The organism is Streptomyces sp. AM6-12, assembly GCF_044327085.1.
Taxonomy (GTDB): domain Bacteria; phylum Actinomycetota; class Actinomycetes; order Streptomycetales; family Streptomycetaceae; genus Streptomyces.
On the sequence record NZ_JBIQWN010000001.1, the window covers coordinates 4357000 to 4378128 of the forward strand.

13 protein-coding genes are annotated in these 21129 nt (G+C 73.5%); 9 read left to right on the forward strand and 4 right to left on the reverse strand.

The window, feature by feature from the left end:
- Positions 1-25: 25 nt before the first annotated feature.
- Positions 26-538, reverse strand: a complete 513-nt coding sequence (locus ACE4Q9_RS19825) for a YwqJ-related putative deaminase (RefSeq protein WP_397985563.1) — start codon at positions 536-538, stop codon at positions 26-28.
- A gap of 275 nt (positions 539-813) precedes the next feature.
- Between ACE4Q9_RS19825 and ACE4Q9_RS19830 the strand changes: the two genes are divergently transcribed.
- The 7 genes from ACE4Q9_RS19830 to ACE4Q9_RS19860 all read left to right on the forward strand — a co-directional run bounded on the left by ACE4Q9_RS19830 (position 814) and on the right by ACE4Q9_RS19860 (position 14238).
- Positions 814-1836, forward strand: coding sequence for an SMI1/KNR4 family protein (locus ACE4Q9_RS19830; RefSeq protein WP_397985564.1), 1023 nt, complete (start codon positions 814-816; stop codon positions 1834-1836).
- 10 nt (positions 1837-1846) lie between these two features.
- The gene (locus ACE4Q9_RS19835; protein ID WP_397985565.1) at positions 1847-4702 is read left to right on the forward strand and encodes an SUKH-4 family immunity protein; all 2856 of its coding nucleotides are present in this window, start codon (positions 1847-1849) and stop codon (positions 4700-4702) included.
- Between the two features lie 153 nt (positions 4703-4855).
- Positions 4856-5743, forward strand: coding sequence for a DivIVA domain-containing protein (locus tag ACE4Q9_RS19840; RefSeq protein WP_397985566.1), 888 nt, complete (start codon positions 4856-4858; stop codon positions 5741-5743).
- Positions 5744-6172: 429 nt separating this feature from the next.
- Positions 6173-6961: an ABC transporter ATP-binding protein gene (locus tag ACE4Q9_RS19845; protein WP_397985567.1), complete on the forward strand. Its 789-nt coding sequence runs from the start codon at positions 6173-6175 to the stop codon at positions 6959-6961.
- A complete protein-coding gene (locus tag ACE4Q9_RS19850) occupies positions 6958-9540 on the forward strand; it encodes an ABC transporter permease (protein WP_397985568.1) in 2583 nt (860 codons plus the stop codon). The genes ACE4Q9_RS19845 and ACE4Q9_RS19850 overlap by 4 nt, the downstream gene beginning before the upstream one ends.
- A gap of 222 nt (positions 9541-9762) precedes the next feature.
- Entirely contained in the window at positions 9763-13308 is a 3546-nt protein-coding gene (gene mfd, locus ACE4Q9_RS19855) for a transcription-repair coupling factor (protein WP_397985569.1), read from the forward strand.
- 213 nt (positions 13309-13521) lie between these two features.
- Positions 13522-14238: an HNH endonuclease family protein gene (locus ACE4Q9_RS19860; protein WP_397985570.1), complete on the forward strand. Its 717-nt coding sequence runs from the start codon at positions 13522-13524 to the stop codon at positions 14236-14238.
- 36 nt (positions 14239-14274) lie between these two features.
- Here ACE4Q9_RS19860 and ACE4Q9_RS19865 read toward each other — a convergent pair whose 3' ends face one another.
- The 3 genes from ACE4Q9_RS19865 to ACE4Q9_RS19875 all read right to left on the reverse strand — a co-directional run bounded on the left by ACE4Q9_RS19865 (position 14275) and on the right by ACE4Q9_RS19875 (position 17910).
- On the reverse strand, positions 14275-15387 hold the full coding sequence (locus ACE4Q9_RS19865) for a hypothetical protein (protein ID WP_397985571.1): 1113 nt from the start codon (positions 15385-15387) through the stop codon (positions 14275-14277).
- Between the two features lie 66 nt (positions 15388-15453).
- Positions 15454-17151, reverse strand: coding sequence for a M48 family metalloprotease (locus ACE4Q9_RS19870; RefSeq protein ID WP_397985572.1), 1698 nt, complete (start codon positions 17149-17151; stop codon positions 15454-15456).
- 51 nt (positions 17152-17202) lie between these two features.
- Positions 17203-17910 carry a hypothetical protein gene (locus ACE4Q9_RS19875; protein ID WP_397985573.1) on the reverse strand — a complete coding sequence of 236 codons (708 nt, stop codon included), beginning with the start codon at positions 17908-17910 and terminating at the stop codon, positions 17203-17205.
- A 222-nt stretch (positions 17911-18132) separates the two neighbouring features.
- On the opposite strand from ACE4Q9_RS19875, the gene ACE4Q9_RS19880 reads away from it, so the two are divergent.
- Both ACE4Q9_RS19880 and ACE4Q9_RS19885 read left to right on the forward strand, forming a co-directional pair.
- A complete protein-coding gene (locus tag ACE4Q9_RS19880) occupies positions 18133-20382 on the forward strand; it encodes an N-6 DNA methylase (RefSeq protein WP_397985574.1) in 2250 nt (749 codons plus the stop codon).
- Between the two features lie 102 nt (positions 20383-20484).
- A complete protein-coding gene (locus ACE4Q9_RS19885) occupies positions 20485-21111 on the forward strand; it encodes a hypothetical protein (protein ID WP_397985575.1) in 627 nt (208 codons plus the stop codon).
- Positions 21112-21129 lie beyond the last annotated feature (18 nt).

Consider the following 21129-nt stretch of genomic DNA (forward strand, 5'->3'; position numbering starts at 1 on the left):
GGGGTGGCGCGCGGTGGCCGGGTGGTCAGTCCTTGGTGGTGGGGTCGACGACGCGGACGCCGAAGTGGGAGGTGAGGGCGGTGCACGCGCGGCAGGGGGTGGCGAAGCTGCCGTGCAGGGGGTCGCCGTCCTCGCGTATGCGGCGGGCGGTGAGTTTGGCGTGTTTGAGGGCTTTGCGGGCTTCGCCGTTGGTCATGGGTCTGCGGGAGGCGCGTTTGCTGCGGGTGGCGTCGGCGGCGGCGAGGTGCCGGGAGATGAGGATGGTTTCGGCGCAGCGTCCGGTGAAGCGGTCGCGCTGGGCGCTGGGGAGGGTGTCGAGGAAGTCCTGGACGAGGGGGTGCAGGGCGGGGGGTTCCTCGCCGCGGGCGGCGGTGCCGGTGAGGGTGGTGCCGTGGACGGAGAGGGCGGCGGCGACGGTGGGCAGGATGCCGTCGCGGCGTTGCCGGAGGGTGGGTGCGGGGGGTGTGTCGGTGCCGCTCCAGTCGATGCGCGGGTCGCCGGCGCGCACGTCGGTACCTCCGGTCTGCAAGGTGTTCATGTCGGTTTTCCCTCCCCGTGCTGTCCCCCGAAGGACACAGGGTGCCAAATGCCGTGGGTGGTGCGGAAGCTGGGGCGGTGCGACACGCCCGTGATGGGTGGGGTCGGTCACGGTGGGGTGACGGCTGGTCACGGAGGTGGGGGTGGGGGTGGCGGGTGTGGACCGCGGGGGGTGCGGTGGACCGGTGACCGGGGTGCGGGTACCGCTTAGGCTGTCGGCATCCGCGATCGACATCGCCGTTCAGGCCTAAGAGAACGCCTCAGGGGGCAACCGCCATGACGACAGGTCGGCTCGGGCTGGGGGCTCCTCCCGGCCGCCAGGAGGGACAGGCCGTGCCGCCGAACGCGGCGTACGCGGGGCAGGTCGTGCATTTCCCGGATCCGGTGCGGGCGGCGCGGCACCCTGGTGGGGTGCGGGTCGACGAGCGTGGTTTCCCGGATTTCTCGCCGTACGCGCGGGTGGCGGTGGAGATCGCGGAGCCGCCGGAGGGTTTCGGTGTCGACGAGTTGCGGCTGACGGACTATGTGTCGGCGAACGCGGCGCTGGCGGCGGCGGGGCACGAGTGGTGGGACACGGTGCCGGATGTGGCGACGCCGCATGGCTGGACGTGGCATCACGTGGCGGGTACGCGGCGTCTCGAACTGGTGCCGGTCGATGTGAAGGCGCTGCTGCGGCATCACGGCGGGCTGGCGACGGCTCCGGTGGACCACGGCAAGCGGGGGACGCGGCCGTTGCAGGAGACGCGGCCCGCGCATTTCGGTCTGCCGAAGTCGGGGGTGGCGGTGACCGAGGCGCAGGTGCAGGGGGTCGAGGAGGATCTGGGGTACCGGTTGCCGGGTGCCTACCGTGACTTCCTGAAGGCGGCGGGCGGTTGTGCTCCGGTGGGTACGGCGCTCCTCGCCGAGCTGGGGCTGCTGCTGGACCAGCCGTTCTTCACGGTGCGGGACGAGGCCGCGGTCAACGACCTGGTCTATGTGAACAAGTGTCTGCGTGACCATCTGACGAAGGACTACCTCGGGGTGTCGTTCGTGCAGGGCGGGTTGCTCGCGGTGAAGGTGCGGGGCGAGCGGCTCGGTTCGGTGTGGTTCTGCGCGTACGACGATGTGCGGGACGTGGATCCCTCGTGGCCGCCGGCGGAGCGGGTGGAGCGTCTGCTGCTGCCGTGCGGCGACGACTTCGACGCGTTCCTGTCCCGTCTGGCGGGCAGTCCGCCGGAGTTGGAGACGGTGGCGAATCTGATGGTGGACGGCGGTTTCGCGCGGGTCGTCCCGGTGTCTTCCGGCCCGGTGGGGGAGTGAGCTGACGGCGATGGTGACGTACGCGCAGGCGCAGGAGCGCGCCGAGGAGTGGATCAACGGCGATGTGCCCGCGTACCAGCACCGTGAGGTGCGGGTGCGGGAGTTCGAGCTGGGGTTCGTGGTGTGGGGCGAGGACCGGGCGGAGGGGCCGCGGTCGGACGCGGGCGCGCAGCGGCTGGTGATCGCGCGGGACAGCGGTGAGGCCACGTTGTGGCCGGCGCTGCCGGTGGGTGAGGTGATCCGCCGGTACGAGGAGGAGTACGGCGGTTCCGACGGTCCCGTGGACGCGGCGCCGGCGCCGGCGGCGCGGTTGGATCTGAATCAGACGTCGTTCCTGCTGACTCCGCCGGAATGGTTGCAGGAGGCGGCGGACAAGCTGGGGATAGGGGAGCGGCGGCAGGCGTCGGCGGATTCCGGTGCGTCGGACGGCTCCGGTGCGTCGGAGGGTGCCGGGGTGCCGGTCGCGGACGCCGGTGCCGCCGAGGGTGCGGGGCTTTTGGGCGGGGCGGCGGGGACGCCGGCCGGTCCGGTGGCGGCTCCCGCGGCGTCGTCGGCTCCTGCAACTCCTGCAACTCCTACGGCTGCTGCTCTCACGGATCCCTCCGCTCCCGTTCCGGCGGACGTGCCGGTGGGGGCGACTCCGTGGGCGGGTACGGACACGAACGGGGGCGCGGGTGAGGACGACGACCGTTCGGTGCCGTTGCCCGCGACGGTGTTCGCGCCGCCGCTGAGCGGTGCCGACGAGGACGCGCCGCCGGTCTCCGTACCGGACGCGAAGACGGCGCTGATGTCGGGCGGCAGCCAGCTGCCGCGCACGGCGGTCGCACCGGCGCTGGACCTGACGAACGAGCCGGGCGCACCGGGTGGTTCGCCGGTTCCGGGTGGTGCGCCGGGCGCGCCGCTGGGCAGTACGCCGCCTCTGCCGCCTCCGGGCGCCCCACTGGGAAGTACGCCTCCGCCGCCGTCTCCGGGCGCCCGGGCCTACGGCTATCCGCAGGGGCCCGCCGCGCCGGTGCCTGAGGGCAGCACGCCGCCGCCGGCCGCCCCGTCGGGGGGTTATCCGCCGGCGCCGGCGGGACAGGCTGCGCCGGGTTCGCCCGGTGTTCCGGCCGGGCGTCCGCTCGCGCCGAACGCCGGGGACATCGCGGACGCCGCGACGAGCAAGGCGGCGCCGCCGAAGAAGGCGCGCGGCGGGGTGAGTGCGCCGCCTCCGCCGCCGGATGCGCCGGGCGCGCGTCCGGGGAGCGTGCCGCCTCCGCCCGCGCCGGGCGCGTCGCCGGGCGGCGGGTACGTGCCGACGCGTCTCGTGTCCGCGGTCGTCCCGGAGAGCCCGGACAGCCCGGAGAGCGCGGAGGGGCAGGACAGTGCGGCGGGTGTGCCCAGGCCGCCCGCGGCGCCTGCGGGCGACGTACACCACGCGGCCACGATGCTGGCCGGCCCCGGTCCGCTGGGCCCCGGCGTCCCGCAGCCTCCGGCGGCTCCGGGGATGCCGGGTGCGCCGGGTGTTCCGCACGCGCCGGGTATGCCTGGCGCTCCGGGTGCGCAGGGCGGTCCGGGTGGCTCCGGCATGCCCCCCGTCCCCGGCGCGGCCCAGCCCCCGGCGGCCCCCGGCATGCCCCCGGTTCCCGGTGCCCCGCAGCCCCCTGGCGCTCCCGGTATGCCCGGTGCCCCCGTGGCGCCGGGTGCGCGGGGTGCCGTACACCAGGCGGAGACCATGCTGGCGGCGCCTCCCGTGGGCGGGCCCGGTGTGCCCCCGCCCCCGCCGCCGGCCGCGCCCGGTGTTCCGGGCATGCCCGCGGGGGCGCCCGGTGCCCCGCCGCCGGTGGCCCCGCCCCGGCCGGGCGTCCCCGTGCCGGGGCAGCCCGCGGCGTACGGGTATCCGCAGGCCGGGCAGCCGACGGTGGGCCCCGGTTACCAGGCCGTGCTGCGGTACCGGGCGCAGGACGGTTCGGAGCAGCAGCTGATCCGGCGTTCGGCGCCGGGCACGCCACACCCGGAGTGGCAGATCTTCCACGAGCTGCGGTCGATGAACGTGCCGCCGGGCCAGGTGCTGGAGCTGCACACGGAGCTGGAGTCGTGCGAGCTGCCGGGTGCCTACTGTGCGCGGATGATCCGGGAGCAGTGGCCGCAGGCGCGGATCACGAGCATCGCGCCGTACGGCACGGACCACGCGAGCCGGCAGCAGGGGATGGCGCAACTGCTGGCGCACCAGGGTGAGTTGCATCAGGTGGCGGACGGCCCCGCGCGGCCCGCGCCGGTGCGTGCGCCGTTGCCGCCGGTGCAGGCCGCGCCGCCGGTGCCGCCGGAGGCCGCCGGGCAGGAGCTGGCGGCGGCGTTCGGGCCGGGGGTCTTCCGGTTCGAGCAGCAGGCGGTGTCCCGGCAGGGGGTGCCGCCGGTCGTGGCGCACACCCTGGTGGTGGCCGGGCTGCCGGTGGACATGGGCCCGTTCTTCTGGGCGCAGGCGCAGCCGGGCCGTCCGGTGCCGACGCTGGCGGAGCTGGCGGCGGAGCGCGGGGTGCAGCCGGCGGCGGACGCGGGGTCGTACCTGGTGATGGGCACGGACTTCGGCAAGGCGCTGTGTGTGCAGTACGGGACGGCGAACATCGTGGCCGTGCCGGTGGAGGCCGGTCCGGGTGGTGCGCCGGTGCCGCCGCAGTTCGTGAACACCGGGCTGCCGGAGTTCGTGCGCTGCCTTGCGCTGCTGGGCCGGATGTGGCGGCTGCGGTACGGGCTGAACCAGGAGCAGGCGGGCCGCTGGACCGTCGATTTCCAGGCGCAGCTGGCCGCGCTGGACCCGGCGGCGCTGGGTTCGCCGGAGAGCTGGTGGTCGGTGCTGCTGGAGCAGATGTGGGACGGGCTGCTGTAGCCGGGCCCGCGGGAACCCGCCGGGGGTGGTGAACCGCGGCACTCCGCCTGTGACACGGCGGCGGAGTGTCGCGTTATGAACAGTTGAGCCCGATCCGTCACGATGTGCGCGAACTCTGCTGTCGTGCATGTCGGTCGGAGAGGGGTTCCCGAGGTGAGCTGCGCATGGATGCCGCCGAACGGCTTCACGACCGTCCGGGGACGCGGTTACCGGCCCGAGCAGGTCCATGCGTACCTGGAGACGCTGTCCGAGGAGCGGGACGCGGCGTGGGAGCGCGCGGCGCGGCTGACCGTGCTGGCCAAGGACATGGCGGCGGAGGCCGCACGGCTGCGCGAGGTGGTCTCCGGGCTCGGGCCGCAGGAGTACGACTCGCTCGACGAGGGCGCGCGCAGGTTGTTCCAGCTCGCGCTGGAGGAGGCGCGGCAGCTGCGGGAGCGTGCGCGGTGCGAGGCGCGTGAGCTGGTCGCGCGGGCGGCGGCGGACGCGGAGGGCGTGCGCCTGGCCGCGCAGGAGGCGGCGGACTCGGTGCGCGCGGAGGCCGACGAACACGCCCGTCAGGTCCTGCTCGCCGCCCGCGCGGAGGCCGACGAGCTGCGCATCGGCGCGCGGCGGGCGGTGAAGGCGGGCCGCAAGGAGTCCCTGGAGGAGCTGCGCGAGGTACGGCGGCGCACCGGCGACCTGCTGGCCGGGCAGTCCCGCGAACAGGCCGAGCGCTTGGCCGCGGTGGAGCGCGCGGAGGCGGAGGCGGTGGTGGCCGCGGACGCGCGCGAGGCGGGGCTGGTGGCCCTCGCGGAGGAGAAAGTGGCCACTGCGCAGCGGGCGTTGGGGGAGGCGGAGGAGTACGGCCACCGGTGCGAGGAGGAGGCCCGTGCCCGCGCGGCCGCGATCGTCGCCGAGGCCCATGCCCGCGCCGACCTGATCGCCCACGAGACGGAACGGGTCCTGCGCGAACACAGTGCGACCTGGGACGACGTGCAGGCTCACATGGACCATGTGCGCAGCAAGCTGATGGCGCTGACCGGTCAGGCGGTCGTGGAGTAGCGGCCGGGGTGGAGACGGGCCCGCCTGTGGGTGGAGGCGAACCCTGAGAAGGGGGCCGGCCGGGGGTGGGGGTCCCCTAGGGGTATCTCCGTATCAGGGCTCGGGGAGGGGTCGTCCCGGCGGAGGACGAGCCGGGGCAGGGGGCTTCCTTAAGCTGGCTTTACGCCGCTGGGGGGCGGCCGGCCCGAACGGAGGGGTGGGGTTTTCCCCCTGCCGAAGAGGGGGTTGTGCACCAGCGCGCCGCACCCTCCTCGGGCGCGAGACTCATGGACGTAGCCGCGACCACGCATGACGCGGACAGCACCGTGTACGAGGCGGACAGCCCGCCTGCGACGCGGACAGCACCGCTTATCGCGTGGCCGGAACCCGCACGCACCGGAACTCCGGGGCGCCGCACACGCACTTGCCGACCGATATAGGAGACATACCGTGACATCGGCTGTGACCATTCCCAGGCACGGGGGCACTGGAGGGCTGACGGCCGTTGCCGCGCGGGCGCGGCAGGTCGTGAAGGCGTACGGATCCGGGGAGACCCGTGTCGTCGCGCTGGACCACGTCGACGTGGACATCGCCGGCGGCCAGTTCACCGCGATCATGGGCCCCTCGGGGTCCGGCAAGTCCACGCTGATGCACTGCCTCGCGGGCCTGGACACGGTGACGAGCGGTCGGATCCATCTGGCGGACACCGAGATCACCGGCCTGAAGGACAAGAAGCTCACCCAGCTGCGCCGGGACCGGATCGGCTTCATCTTCCAGGCGTTCAACCTGCTGCCGACGCTGAACGCGCTGGAGAACATCACGCTGCCGATGGACATAGCCGGCCGCAAGCCCGACCGCGCCTGGCTCGACCGGGTCGTGGAGACCGTCGGCCTCGCCGGGCGGCTCAAGCACCGGCCGACGCAGCTGTCCGGCGGCCAGCAGCAGCGCGTCGCCGTGGCCCGCGCGCTCGCCGCCCGCCCGGAGATCATCTTCGGTGACGAGCCGACCGGAAACCTGGACTCGCGCGCGGGTGCCGAGGTGCTGGGCTTCCTGCGCCGCTCGGTGGACGAACTCGGCCAGACCATCGTCATGGTGACCCACGACCCGGTGGCCGCCTCGTACGCGGACCGGGTGCTGTATCTGGCCGACGGCCGGATCGTGGACGAGATGTACCAGCCGACGGCCGATCAGGTCCTGGACCGCATGAAGGACTTCGACGCGCGGGGGCGTACGTCATGACCGTGCTGAGAACCTCGATGCGCAACTTCTTCGCGCACAAGGGCCGCATGGCGCTCTCGGCGGTCGCGGTCCTGCTGTCGGTCGCCTTCGTGTGCGGCACGCTGGTGTTCACCGACACCATGAACACCACCTTCGACAAGCTGTTCCAGGCGACCGCCGCGGACGTCACGGTCAGCGCCCGGGGTGCCTCCGACACCGGCCAGACCACCTCCCGCACCGGCAAGCCGCCGGTCATGCCGGCCTCCGTCGTCTCCGCCGTCCAGGGGGCGCGCGGCGTGCGGTCGGCCGAGGGCACGGTGTTCTCCACCTCGGTGACCGTGATCGACGGCAGGAAGGACAAGCTGTCGCCGACCAGCGGCGGCCCGACCATCGTGGGCAGCTGGAACGGCAACGACGCCCGCACCATGGAGATCACCACGGGTACGGCGCCCAAGGGCCCCGGCCAGGTGATGGTCGACAAGGACACCGCCGCCAAGCACCACCTGAGGCTGGGCGACGACATCGGCATGATCTCGGTCGTGGGCACGCACCACGCCCGCGTGTCCGGAATCGTCGCCTTCAAGGTGACCAACCCCGGCGCGGCGGTCTTCTACCTGGACACCAGGACCGCCCAGCGGACCCTGATCGGGCGCACCGGTGTCTACACGGACGTCAATGTCACGGCCGCCCGCGGTGTGACGGATGACCAGCTGAAGAAGGACGTCACGGCCGCCCTCGGCCACGGCTACAAGGTGCGCACCGCCAAGGAGGTCGCCGACGCCAACCAGAAGAGTGTCGAGAGCTTCCTGAACGTCATGAAGTACGCGATGCTCGGCTTCGCCGGGATCGCCTTCCTGGTCGGCATCTTCCTGATCATCAACACCTTCTCCATGCTGGTCGCCCAGCGCACCCGTGAGATCGGTCTGATGCGCGCCATCGGCTCCTCCCGCGAGCAGGTCAACCGCTCGGTGCTGGTCGAGGCGCTGCTGCTCGGGGTGATCGGCTCCGCGCTCGGCGTCGGCGCGGGCGTCGGCATCGCGATCGGCCTGATGAAGCTCATGAGCGGCATGGGCATGGAGCTGTCCACCGACGACCTGACGATCGCCTGGACCACACCGGCGCTCGGCCTGCTGCTGGGTGTCGTGGTCACCGTCCTCGCGGCCTATCTGCCCGCCCGCCGGGCCGGGAAGGTCTCCCCGATGGCGGCCCTGCGCGACGCCGGCACCCCGGCCGACGCGAAGTCCGGCGCGGTGCGCGCCGTGCTCGGTCTGGTGCTCACGGGCGCCGGCGGCTGGAGCCTGTACGCCGCCGCGACCGCCGACGAGGCCAAGCCCGGCTCGGGGCTGCTGGGCCTCGGTGTGCTGCTCACCCTGGTCGGCTTCGTGGTGATCGGCCCGCTGCTCGCCGGTGGTGTGGTCCGGGTCCTCGGCCCGATCATCCTGCGGGTCTTCGGCCCGGTCGGCCGGATGGCGGAGCGCAACGCGCTGCGCAACCCGCGCCGCACCGGTGCCACCGGTGCCGCCCTGATGATCGGCCTCGCCCTGGTGGCCTGCCTGTCCGTGGTCGGCTCCTCGATGGTGGCCTCGGCCACCGACCAGCTGGACAAGACCGTCGGCGCGGACTTCATCGTCCAGGGCGACCAGGAGTTCAGCTTCGTCAAGCCGCAGATGGTGCGGCAGATCAAGGCCACCCCCGGCCTGGAGCGGGTCACCGAGTACAAGCTCCTCGACGCGACGCTGAGCACGCCGGACGGCAAGGTCTCCAAGGGGGAGACGATCAACGCGGCCGACGCCGGCTACGCGAAGGACGTGCGCACCAAGACGGTCGCCGGTGATCTCGCCGACGCCTACCGGCCCGACTCCATGTCCGTCTTCGAGGGCTTCGCCAAGGAGCACGGCATCAAGCTGGGCTCCACGGTCACGGTCGGTTTCAAGGACGGCAGGGCCGCCAGGCTGACGGTCCGCGCCATCACCAGCGACGACGCGGTGATCGACAAGGGGGCGATGTACGCGTCCATCCCGACCGTCGCGAAGTATGTGCCGGCCGACCGGATGCCGCTGGACCAGCTGGTCTTCGCCACCGCCGAGCACGGGAAGGAGGCGGTCGCCTACGCGTCGCTGAAGCGGACGCTGCGCGCCGACCCGGCGCTGACCGTGCGCGACCAGACCGACTACAAGAAGGCGCTCAAGGACCAGATAGGCCAGCTGCTCAACATGATCTACGGCCTGCTGGCCCTGGCGATCATCGTCGCGGTCCTCGGTGTGGTGAACACCCTGGCCCTGTCGGTGGTGGAGCGGACACGGGAGATCGGCCTGATGCGGGCCATCGGCCTCTCCCGCCGCCAGCTGCGGCGCATGATCCGCCTGGAGTCCGTGGTGATCGCCGTCTTCGGCGCCCTGCTCGGCCTGGGCCTCGGCATGGGCTGGGGCGCGACCGCCCAGCAGCTCCTCGCCCTCCAGGGGCTCGACGTGCTGGACATCCCCTGGCCGACGATCATCGCCGTCTTCATCGGCTCCGCCTTCGTGGGCCTGTTCGCCGCCCTCGTCCCGGCCTTCCGCGCGGGCCGCATGAACGTCCTGAACGCCATCGCCACGGACTAGCCGCCGCCGGCCCGGCCGACGACCACCGCATACGGGGGTTGCGGGGGAGCGCCCGGTACCGAGGAGTCCTGAGGACTTCCCGGTACCGGGTGTCCGTCCGTCCGGGATGGCGGGGTTGTCCACAGGCACCGGCGTCAACCCCGGCGGCGACGTAGGCTGGACACCCCCGGTCGCGCCCCGCGCCGGGCCGCTTGCGTTGCCCACCCCGGACGGAAAGCCCCCATGAGCCTGCACGGTCTGCTCGACGCCGTCGTCAAGGACCCCGCCCTCGCGGAAGCGATCACGGCGGCCGCGGACGGCAACCGTACGCACGTCGACCTCGTCGGCCCCCCGGCGGCCCGCCCCTTCGCGGTGGCCGGCCTCGCCCGCGAGAGCGGCCGTACGGTCCTCGCGGTCACGGCGACCGGCCGTGAGGCGGAGGACCTGGCGGCGGCGCTGCGCTCGCTGCTGCCCCCCGAGGGCGTCGTGGAGTACCCCTCCTGGGAGACGCTGCCGCACGAGCGCCTCAGCCCCCGCAGCGACACCGTCGGCCGGCGCCTCGCCGTGCTGCGCCGCCTCGCCCACCCTCGCGCGGACGACCCCGAGACCGGCCCGGTCTCCGTCGTCGTCGCGCCCGTGCGCTCCGTGCTCCAGCCGCAGGTCAAGGGCCTCGGCGACCTGGAGCCTGTGGCCCTGCGCACCGGCCAGAACGCCGATCTGAACGAGGTCGTCCAGGCCCTCGCGGCGGCCGCCTACGCGCGCGTGGAGCTGGTGGAGAAGCGCGGCGAGTTCGCGGTGCGCGGCGGCATCCTGGACGTGTTCCCGCCCACCGAGGAACACCCCCTGCGCATCGAGTTCTGGGGCGACGACGTCGAGGAAATCCGCTACTTCAAGGTCGCCGACCAGCGCTCCCTCGAAATCGCCGAGCACGGCCTGTGGGCGCCGCCCTGCCGCGAGCTGCTGCTCACCGACCAGGTGCGCGAGCGGGCGCGGGCGCTCGCCGAGGAGCACCCGGAGCTGGGCGAACTGCTGAACAAGATCGCCGAGGGCATCGCGGTCGAGGGCATGGAGTCCCTCGCCCCGGTCCTGGTGGACGACATGGAGCTGCTCCTGGACGTGCTCCCCCAGGGTTCGATGGCCGTGGTCTGCGACCCGGAGCGGGTCCGTACCCGCGCCGCCGACCTGGTGGCCACCAGCCAGGAGTTCCTCCAGGCGTCCTGGGCGGCCACGGCGGGCGGCGGCGAAGCCCCGATCGACGTCGACGCGGCCTCCCTGTGGTCCATCGCCGACGTCCGCGACCGGGCGCGCGAGCTGGACATGATGTGGTGGTCCGTCTCGCCCTTCGCCGCCGACGAGGAACTCGACGCGGACACCCTCAAGCTGGGGATGCACGCGCCCGACGCCTACCGCGGTGACACCGCCAGGGCGCTCGCGGACACCAAGGGCTGGCTCGCCGACGGCTGGCGCATGGCGTTCCTCACCGAGGGCCACGGTCCGGCCTCCCGCACCGTCGAGGTGCTCGGCGGCGAGGGCATCGCCGCCCGCCTGGACACCGACCTCGGCGAGCTGAGCCCCTCCGTGGTGCACGTCTCCTGCGGCTCGATCGAGTACGGCCTGGTCGATCCGGGGCTCAAGCTCGCCGTGCTCACCGAGACCGACCTGTCCGGGCAGCGCACCGCGAGCCGCGACGGCGCCCGGATGCCCGCCCGGCGCCGCAAGACCATCGACCCGCTCACCCTGGAGCCGGGCGACTACATCGTCCACGAACAGCACGGCGTGGGCCGCTACATCGAGATGGTGCAGCGCACCGTGCAGGGCGCCACCCGCGAGTACCTGGTCGTGGAGTACGCCCCCGCCAAGCGCGGCCAGCCGGGCGACCGCCTCTACATCCCCACCGACCAGCTGGAGCAGATCACCAAGTACGTCGGCGGCGAGGCGCCCACCCTGCACCGCCTGGGCGGCGCCGACTGGACGAAGACCAAGGCGCGCGCCAAGAAGGCGGTCAAGGAGATCGCCGCCGACCTGATCAAGCTCTACAGCGCCCGCATGGCCGCCCCCGGCCACGCCTTCGGTGCCGACACGCCCTGGCAGCGCGAGCTGGAGGACGCCTTCCCCTACGCCGAGACCCCGGACCAGCTCACCACCATCGCCGAGGTCAAGGAGGACATGGAGAAGTCGATCCCCATGGACCGCCTCGTCTGCGGCGACGTCGGCTACGGCAAGACCGAGATCGCGGTGCGGGCCGCCTTCAAGGCCGTACAGGACGGCAAGCAGGTCGCGGTCCTGGTGCCGACGACGCTGCTGGTGCAGCAGCACTTCGGGACGTTCTCCGAGCGGTACGCGCAGTTCCCGGTCAATGTGCGGGCGCTGTCCCGGTTCCAGACCGACACCGAGGCCAAGGCCGTCCTGGAGGGGCTGCGCGAGGGCGCGGTGGACGTCGTCATCGGCACCCACCGCCTGTTCTCCTCCGAGACCAAGTTCAAGGACCTGGGCCTGGTCATCGTGGACGAGGAGCAGCGCTTCGGCGTCGAGCACAAGGAGCAGCTGAAGAAGCTGCGCGCCAACGTGGACGTGCTCACCATGTCCGCCACCCCCATCCCGCGCACCCTGGAGATGGCGGTCACCGGCATCCGCGAGATGTCGACCATCACCACCCCGCCCGAGGAGCGCCACCCGGTGCTCACCTTCGTGGGGCCGTACGAGGAGAAGCAGATCGGCGCCGCGATCCGCCGTGAACTGCTGCGCGAGGGCCAGGTCTTCTACATCCACAACCGGGTGGAGTCCATCGACCGGGCGGCGGCCCGGCTGCGCGACATCGTGCCCGAGGCCCGTATCGCCACCGCGCACGGGCAGATGTCGGAGGCGGCCCTGGAGCAGGTCGTGGTCGACTTCTGGGAGAAGAAGTTCGACGTGCTCGTCTCCACCACCATCGTGGAGTCCGGCATCGACATCTCCAACGCCAACACCCTGATCGTGGAGCGCGGCGACACCTTCGGCCTCTCCCAGCTGCACCAGCTGCGCGGCCGGGTCGGGCGTGGCCGTGAGCGCGGGTACGCGTACTTCCTGTACCCGCCGGAGAAGCCGCTCACCGAGACGGCCCACGAGCGGCTCGCGACCATCGCCCAGCACACCGAGATGGGCGCGGGCATGTACGTGGCCATGAAGGACCTGGAGATCCGCGGCGCGGGCAACCTGCTCGGCGGCGAGCAGTCCGGGCACATCGCGGGCGTCGGCTTCGACCTGTACGTGCGCATGGTCGGCGAGGCCGTCGCGGACTACCGGCGGCAGCTGGAGAGCGGGGAGCCTTCGGCGGGAGGTGCGGAGGAGGCCCCACTGGAGGTCAAGATCGAGCTGCCCGTCGACGCGCACGTCCCGCACGAGTACGCGCCCGGCGAGCGGCTGCGCCTCCAGGCCTACCGCGCCATCGCCTCCGCCAACTCCGAGGAGGACATCAAGGCCGTCCGCGAGGAACTCACCGACCGCTACGGCAAGCTGCCCGAGCCGGTGGAGAACCTGCTGCTGGTGGCCGGGCTGCGGATGCTGGCGCGGGCCTGCGGCGTCGGCGAGATCGTCCTGCAGGGCACCAATATCCGCTTCGCCCCCGTCGAGCTGCGCGAGTCGCAGGAGCTGCGCCTCAAGCGGCTGTACCCCGGTACGGTCGTCAAGGCGGCCGCGCACCAGCTGCTGGTGCCCCGCCCGAAGACCGCGAAGGTGGGCGGCAAGCCGCTGGTCGGCCGCGAACTGCTCGCCTGGGTGGGGGAATTCCTGGCCTCGGTCCTGGGCTCCTGACCTCGTAGGACCCCAGGGTGTGAGCCGGCGTACGGACGGACGGTCCGTACGCCGGTCTTCGGCCGCCGTGTGCCCCACCTCACGCCCTGCTTGCCCCTGAATCCTCCCTTTGGGACCCATCTGCCGCTCTGGAACGGGCAGTTACCGTAAGGGGCGGAACGATCCGCCCCGCTTCCGAGGGCGGACCCACAGGGCGAGCGAGGGGGGCGCAGCATGACGCGTCTGAAAAGCGGTGCGATCGGTGCGGTGGTGGTGCTGGCCGCGGTGGCCGGCTGCACGTCGGGTCAGGACAAGGGGGCTTCGGGCCCCGAGGAGAGAAGCGGTGGCGGCGCCGCGCTGACCGCGGCCGAGGCGCTGCCCGTCAAGGGCCGTGCCCCGAAGACCGGTTACTCCCGTGAGCGGTTCGGCAGCGCGTGGGCGGACACGGACTCCAACTCCTGCGACACGCGGGACGACATCCTCAAACGCGACCTGAAGGACGTGAAGTTCACCGGCGGCACCTGCAAGGTCTCCTACGGGCTGCTGGACCCGGACCCGTACTCGGGCAAGGAGATCACCTACCGGCGCGGCGCCAGCAAGGTCGACATCGACCATGTCGTCGCCCTCTCGGACGCCTGGCAGAAGGGCGCCAAGTACTGGGACGCGAAGAAGCGGATCGCGCTGGCCAACGACCCGCTCAACCTGATCGCGGTGGACGCGAGCGCCAACCGCGGCAAGGGCGACGGCGACACGGCCACCTGGCTGCCGCCGGACAAGGACTACCGCTGCACCTATGTGGCGACGCAGGTGGCGGTGAAGAAGAAGTACGGCCTGTGGGTCACCTCCGGCGAGAAGGCGGCGATGGAGAAGGTCCTCACCGCCTGCCCGAACCAGAAGCTGCCCTCCGGCGGCAACCCGACCGAGGCCCCGGCCCGCTTCACGGCGCGCTAGACCAGGCCCAAGGCCCGCCGGGACCAGGGGCGTTCGTCAGCGCACGCGCGACGGCGGAGCGGGGCGGCCCGCCTTCTCCCAGCCGACGAAGGTGTTGGTACGGGCGTACACGAACGCCTTGACCGGATCGGCGGAGTACGTCCACGGCACGCTGCCGGCGTACCCGCCGACCGCCCGGAACTGCTCCGCCGCCTCCGCGTACCGCTTCCTCTCGAACAGCATCTTGGCCAGCAGGTGCCGCACCAGGGGCAGCCGGTGGTGCCCGACCGGGACCCGGTCCACGGCGTCCAGGGTGGCGTCGATGGCCGAGTCCACGAACGGCTGGTCGTACACGGGCCCCCTGGCCTCCCGGCAGGCGTGCTCGAACAGCGCGTACAGGCGCAGTACGGGCAGCAGGCTGCCGGGCGGGGCGGTGGCCGCGGCCTGCTCGGCGAACGCGTACATCAGCTCGTGCGAGCCGCGCCATTTGGCGCACCAGTACTGGAGCGCGCTGACATGGGCGCCGAAATGGTGCGGGTCCCGTGCGGTGATCTCGGCCCACAGCGCCCGGAAGTCGTCGTGCGACCAGCCGAGCCCGAGGGCGATGGTGATCTGGGCGATCCACGGGCAGGGGTCCTCGGGAGCCATCCGCGCGGCCTCCCGGCAGGCGGGCAGCGCCTCGGCCAGCAGCCGGTGGAAGCCCTCGAACTGCTCGGCCGTGGTGTGCTTCGCGAGCTGCGCGCCGCGTACCTCGCCCGCGAGGGAGACGAGCGCGTCGGCGTGCACGAGCGCGGCCGACGGGTCGCCGGGGTACTCCGCGCGCCAGGCCCTGAGCCAGGCGTCGTCCCGCACGGCGGCCTTCACCAGGATGCCGAGCCGGTACCAGCGCAGGTCCCCGTCGCGGCCCGCGCCGGCGAGGTAGCCGGCGGCCCGCCGCCAGTCGCCGGCGAGCGCGGCGGCGGCCACCGCGTCGGCCTCCGGGTCGGGGCCCGCGTGCCCCTTGTCGAGCTGTGCGGCGGGCACCAGGCCGTACGCGGCCGCGTCGATGGTGACCGGCGCCTTGGCCCGCTCCTCGGCCTTCTGGGCGCGCGCCTTGCGGGCGTTGCGCGGGATGGTGACGGCCGCGTAGGCGAGGACGCCGACGCCGGCTATGTCGATCAGGACGTTCATGGGCGGGTCTTCCGGGTGATCGTGGCCGCCTGGGGAGGTGGCCGGGGAGAGCGGGGCGAGCGGCCGTCAGGCCGGGGTGTGCGGTGCCGGCCCGGCGCCGTCGCGCGATCCGTGGCCGCTGCCGCGCAGCAGCAGGGTACGCAGGGGCGCGGTCACGGCCGGTTCGGCGACCGCCCGGTCCAGCGCCTTGGGCAGGTCCTCGGTGAACCACACGGGCGCCGACTGCCGCACCGGGGGCCCCGACCAGCACAGCTCCCACCGGCACAGCCCCGTCTCCAGCGCGGCGAGCAGGGCCAGCCGGCGCAGGGCCGAGCGGAAGGCCGTACGGGCGAACTCGCGGGCCGCGCGGCCACTGCTGCCGGCGGCCTGCGCGGATCGCGGCAACCGGGCGGCCAGGTCGTGCAGCAGACCGCGGTCGAGCAGGTCCAGGAGGCGGTGCAGGGCGCCGGCGCCAGGGGCGGTCGCGGCACCGGTCAGCTCGGCCATGGCGGCGAGCAGCGGCTCCACCTCCCGCGCGAAGATCTCCCGGTGTGCCTGGCGGGGCAGTTCGGCCCAGGGAACCCGGCGTCTGGCCAGTGCCTCGGTGCTGAGGGTGGCCTGCTCCAGGTCGGCCAGGAGCCGGTCCGGCGCGCACAGCAGGGCGGCGGCCGGACGATGTACGAGGGCGCGACCGTCGACGGGAAGCGCCGCGAGCGCCCTGACGCGGTCGGCCGTGGGCGGGTGGGAGGCGTACGGGGAGCGTTCCCCGGCGGCCTGTGGCAGCGGTTCGGCTGCCGGCGCCGCCAGTTCCGCGCGCCGGGTGCCGTCCGCGAGCAGCAGGGCGAACCCGCCGTAGAACTGGCCCTCCGGGGGCAGCAGTCCGGCGTCCCAGCCCATCAGGGCGTACTGGTTCAGGTACAGCTCGCCGGCCGCTTCCAGTGCGGGTATGCGGCGCAGGGCGGCTGCGGTGGCGGCCGGTCCGGCGATCCGGGCGGCGACCAGGTCGGCCGCGTACTCCTGGCGGCGGCTGACGGCTTCGGTCAGGCGCAGGCACAGCTTCGTGTACGCGGTGAAGACGAGGGCCAGGTAGTGGTCCGGGCCGCGCGTGCCGGCCCGCTTCAGCGGCGGCGGCCTGCCCTCCGCCCGGCGCCGGGCGGCCTTCGCGGCGAACTCCGCCCGCTCCTCGGCCGCTTCGCGCGCCGCCCGCTCCTCCAGGGTGGCGACGGTGTGCGCCAGCCGGCCGCGCAGCGCCGCCACCAGGTTGCCCAGCCGGGTGTCCTGGTGGGCGTAATGGCCCAGCTCGTGCCCGAGTACGGCGTCCAGCTCGGCCTCGGGCAGGCCCAGCAGCAGGGCCACGCCGAGGAAAAGCCGCCGCTCGCCCGGAATCAGCCCGAGCCACCGGGCGTCCTCCCGCACCATGGCGACGGCGCCCGGCACGATCCGTATCTCCGCGGGCGGCCGGGTGGGCACCTGTCCGGCCAGCTCCCGCACGTGCCGCCACAGCTCCGGCTGCTCCCGCGGTGTCACCGAGAGGCCCGGCGGCCCCGCCCGCTCCTCGCCGGGCCGCCGACTGAGCAGGACGACCCGCAGCACGCACGAGGCGACGGCCAGCGAGCCGAGCCAGCCCTCGACGGTGACCACGGTGAACGTGCCCCGCGCCAGGACGGCATCGAGGACCGCCACGGCGACGAGGAGGAGCAGGGCCAGCAGATAGAACCCGAGCAGCAGGCCGAGGGCGAGCGCGGCACGCGGGGCGGCACCCGGACCGGCGGGACGGGGAGGCATAGGCATTCTTCGCGGAGAACGGCGGACGGTCCTAGGGAACGGCGGACGGTCCTACTTCTTGAGCCCGGCCAGCAGCGTCGTCGTCAGCTTCTTCGCGGAGGCGGCGCCGTTGTCGGTGCCCGCCGTGGACAGCACGGTGACCACGGAGCCGCCGGAGCGGGCCGCGATCAGGGTGGTGCCGTTCTGCCACTTGCCGCTGGTCTGCGTCATCGTGTACGCCTCGTCGCCGAGCCCGGTGGTGGCCTTGCCGGTGACCTTCACCTTGGTGCGCTCGCTGGTGTCCGTGTACGTCGCGCACTCGGCGGCGACGGCCGTGAGCTGCTTCATGACGGCCTTCCCCTGGGCGACGGGAAACTCGTCGATCTCCTGGGCGATCTCCGCGGTCTTCTGTGCGTTCACGTAGTCGTTCTGCGCGAACGCGGAGCTGTCCTCGTATCCGGTCACCTGGATCCAGGACGTGCCCTCCAGCTTGGTGCAGTCGGGCTTGGCGGTCTTCCGGGCGGACGGGGTGAGCAACTGGGCGCCGCTGTCGGCGGTGTTGTCGCCCTCGACGGCGTACCCGGCCGGGAAGGCGGAGGCGGGCGCCAGGAGCTTCTTCAGCTGCGTGCCGGTGCGCAGGCCGGCGTTCGGGTCCTTCGCCGCGGTGCGCTTCGCGCTCGGGGCGGAGGCGTCCGTGGAGCCGCTGGAGCAGGCGGTGAGGGCCAGGGGCAGGGCCGCGGTGACGGCGAGCAGCGTGGCGGCACGGGACGAGAGGCGCATGACAGTCCTTCAGGGCTGATGAACGGAGAAGTGCGTACGGCGCGGGGCGTGCCGTATCGCGTCCGGCACGGAGCCGGACGGGCGTTCGCCTGGTCAATAACAGCAGAGCCTGTGAACCGAGTCAACATCGTTTTCGTGCTTGAGATACGAACACGTCGTGAATGCAGGGATCTTGTGCACGCCGGTATGCTCGGCGCAAACGGGACGAGGGGAGCGGGGCCGGTGCAGGATCAGGCGACAGAGGTGACCGCGGCCGGCATCGCGCGGCTCGCCGGAGTGGGCCGGGCCGCCGTCAGCAACTGGCGCCGCCGGCACGCCGATTTCCCCAAGCCCGTCGGGGGGACCGAGACCAGTCCCTCCTTCGCGCTCGCCGAGGTCGAGGCATGGCTGCGCAAGCAGGGGAAACTGGCCGAAGTCCCGTTGCGTGAAAGGGTCTGGCAGCAGCTCGCGGGGCATCCCGAGGGCCCGCTCACCGCACTGGTGCACGCCGGGTGCGCGCTGCTGCTGATCCACGAGCGGCCCACCGTTTGGCTGGCGGCGAGCGCGGGCTCCGACGAGCGGCTGGCCCGGCTGCTGCCGGGGGCGCTGACGCAGGCGCTGACCCCGCGGCTCGGGGAGCTGACGGGGGCGCTGCTGCCCGGTGTGGGGGCGCCGGATGATGTGAACACGCCGGACGACTCTCAGGCGGCGGACAGGGGGCCCACCGCTGCGGGTGTGAACACCGAGCCGACGACGCCGGGTGTGAATACCACGCCAGGCGGCCCCGACTCTGGGGCGAGTACCGGCGACACCGCCACGCACACCGGCGCTCCCGCGGCGACCACCGGCGCCCCCGCCGCGCACACCGGCACCCCCGCCGCCGACACCCCGCCCCCGCTCCTCCCCTCCGTCCCCCTCCTGCGCGGCGCCGCCGAACTCGCCGCCGAGGCGGGGGCGCGGCAGGCGTTCGAGTTCCTGCTGGGCCGGCACCTGGACGCCAACCCCCGTCAGTACACGCTCACCCCCTCTGAACTCGCCGCCCTCATGGCCGACCTGGCCGGTCCGGCCCGCACCGTCCTGGACCCGGCGTGCGGCACCGGCGCCCTGCTGCGGGCCGTGGACACCCGCCCCGAGCAGTGGCTGTACGCGCAGGACAGCGCCCCCGACCTCGCCGTACTCACCGCGCTGCGGCTCGCGCTGCACTCGCGCGCCGGCGTGCGCACCGCCGCCGGGGACACCCTGCGCGCCGACGCCTTCCCGGAGCTGCGCGCCGACGCCGTGCTGTGCCACCCGCCGTTCAACGAGCGCAACTGGGGCCATGACGAACTCGCCTACGACCCCCGCTGGGAGTACGGCTTCCCGGCCCGCACCGAGTCCGAGCTGGCCTGGGTGCAGCACGCCCTGGCCCGGCTCACCGACGGCGGCACCGCCGTCCTGCTGATGCCCCCGGCCGCCGCCTCCCGCCGCTCCGGCCGCCGGATCCGCGCCGACCTGCTGCGCCGGGGCGCGCTGCGGGCGGTGCTGGCGCTGCCGGTCGGGGCGGCACCGCCGTACAACATCCCCCTCCACCTCTGGGTGCTGCGCCGGCCCGAGCGGAATCCGGCCTCGCCCGAGGTGCTGCTCATGGACACCGGACGGTTCGCCGGGGAAGGGCGTGGCGGCCCGGACTGGGCGGCGGTGCGCGACGCCGTCCTGGACGCCTGGCGCGCCTTCACGCGCGCGGGACGGCTGGCGGAGCGGCCGGGTCTCGCCCGTTCGGTGCCGGTCATCGAACTCCTCGACGACGACGTGGACCTGGCGCCCGCCCGCCATCTGCCGCCGCCCGCCGTGGCCGACGGCGCCGAGCAGCTCGCCGCGGTGCGCGAACGCCTCGGCGAGACCCTGCGCCTGACCGCCGACCTCACCCCGCCGGCCGCCGCGCCGGCCCCGCCCGTGCGCCGGCCGCTCACCACCATCGGCGAACTGGCGCGCGCCGGCGCCCTGGTGATGCGCGCCGGTGGCAACGGCGGCCACGCGCGCCTGCCCGTGCTCACCGACACCGACGTCCTCTCGGCGTCCGCGCCCTCGGGCACGCTGCCGGAGAGCGACGAGGAGGCCGTGCTGACCGAGCCGGGCGACGTCGTCGTACCGGTGCTCGGCGGCGGCTCGGTGGCGCGCGTGATCGAGGAGGCGACCGCGGGCGCCGCCCTGGGGCGCAACCTCGTCCTGCTGCGCCCCGATCCCACGGCGCTCGACCCCTGGTTCCTCGCCGGCTTCCTGCGCGGCACCGCCAACAACCGGCAGGCCAGCAGCTACGCCTCCACCGCCACCCGGCTCGATGTGCGCCGCCTCCAGCTGCCCCGGCTGCCGCTGGCCGAACAGCGGCGCTACGGCGCCCGGTTCCACGCCCTGGACGAGTTCGAGCGGGCGCTGCGCCTCGCGAGCCGGCTCGGCGACCATCTGGTGCGCGGGATGTACGACGGCCTCACGGACGGCACCGTCGCTCCCGACTGAGCGCTGACAACGGTTTGATACACCCCGGATGTGTTGTCGGTGCCGGGCCATATGCTCGATCCACACGTCACTTCCAGGGACTTCGGGCGATCAGGAGCAGCCATGCAGGGCCACGGCCACGGACAGCCGGCCACGAAGCCGCCGCACCCCGCGGTGCTGGTCCTGCTGCGTGTGCTGTTCGTGGCGATCGGCTTCCTCAGCGTCGGCTTCCTGTCCTGGGCGATGCTGCTGCGCCTGGCCGCCGTCACCCGCCGGGTCCTGGACTGGTGGCTGTTCGCGGCCGCGATGACCGCCGATGTCGTCAGCTTCGCCCTGGTGGGCAGCGATCCGTCCGACGACGCGTCAGGCGCCCGCGGCACCGGGGGCATGTGCCTGGTGCTCATCACGCTGGTCGCCGTGACCACGTACTACCTCATCGCGGAGATACGCCATTACGCGCGCCGCCGCGGGGAGTTCGAGGCCCGGCCGATACCGGCGTACGGATATCCGCGCCCGGCGGCCTCGCCCTACCCCACGCCCGCCGCCCCCGTGCTGTCCGGCCTGCCCACCCCGCCCCCGACGGCCCCGCACACCCCCGTCCCCGGCCCGCCGCCGGTCGTCCCGCCCCCGCACCGCCCGGCCCCCGCGCGCATCGACCAGGTACGAGCCGAGCTGGACGAACTCAGCGACTACCTGCGCAAGCACGACGGCCGCCCCGACGAGCGGCACACGGACGGAAGCGGAAGGTGAGCGTGGCGACAGGACGCG

Bases quoted from the DNA above. Each gene is read 5' to 3' on its own strand.
- ACE4Q9_RS19825 (WP_397985563.1), bottom strand. From the start codon at position 538: ATGAACACCTTGCAGACCGGAGGTACCGACGTGCGCGCCGGCGACCCG.
- ACE4Q9_RS19830 (WP_397985564.1), top strand. From the start codon at position 814: ATGACGACAGGTCGGCTCGGGCTGGGGGCTCCTCCCGGCCGCCAGGAG.
- ACE4Q9_RS19835 (WP_397985565.1), top strand. From the start codon at position 1,847: ATGGTGACGTACGCGCAGGCGCAGGAGCGCGCCGAGGAGTGGATCAAC.
- ACE4Q9_RS19850 (WP_397985568.1), top strand. From the start codon at position 6,958: ATGACCGTGCTGAGAACCTCGATGCGCAACTTCTTCGCGCACAAGGGC.
- mfd (WP_397985569.1), top strand. From the start codon at position 9,763: ATGAGCCTGCACGGTCTGCTCGACGCCGTCGTCAAGGACCCCGCCCTC.
- ACE4Q9_RS19860 (WP_397985570.1), top strand. From the start codon at position 13,522: ATGACGCGTCTGAAAAGCGGTGCGATCGGTGCGGTGGTGGTGCTGGCC.
- ACE4Q9_RS19865 (WP_397985571.1), bottom strand. From the start codon at position 15,387: ATGAACGTCCTGATCGACATAGCCGGCGTCGGCGTCCTCGCCTACGCG.
- ACE4Q9_RS19870 (WP_397985572.1), bottom strand. From the start codon at position 17,151: ATGCCTCCCCGTCCCGCCGGTCCGGGTGCCGCCCCGCGTGCCGCGCTC.
- ACE4Q9_RS19875 (WP_397985573.1), bottom strand. From the start codon at position 17,910: ATGCGCCTCTCGTCCCGTGCCGCCACGCTGCTCGCCGTCACCGCGGCC.
- ACE4Q9_RS19885 (WP_397985575.1), top strand. From the start codon at position 20,485: ATGCAGGGCCACGGCCACGGACAGCCGGCCACGAAGCCGCCGCACCCC.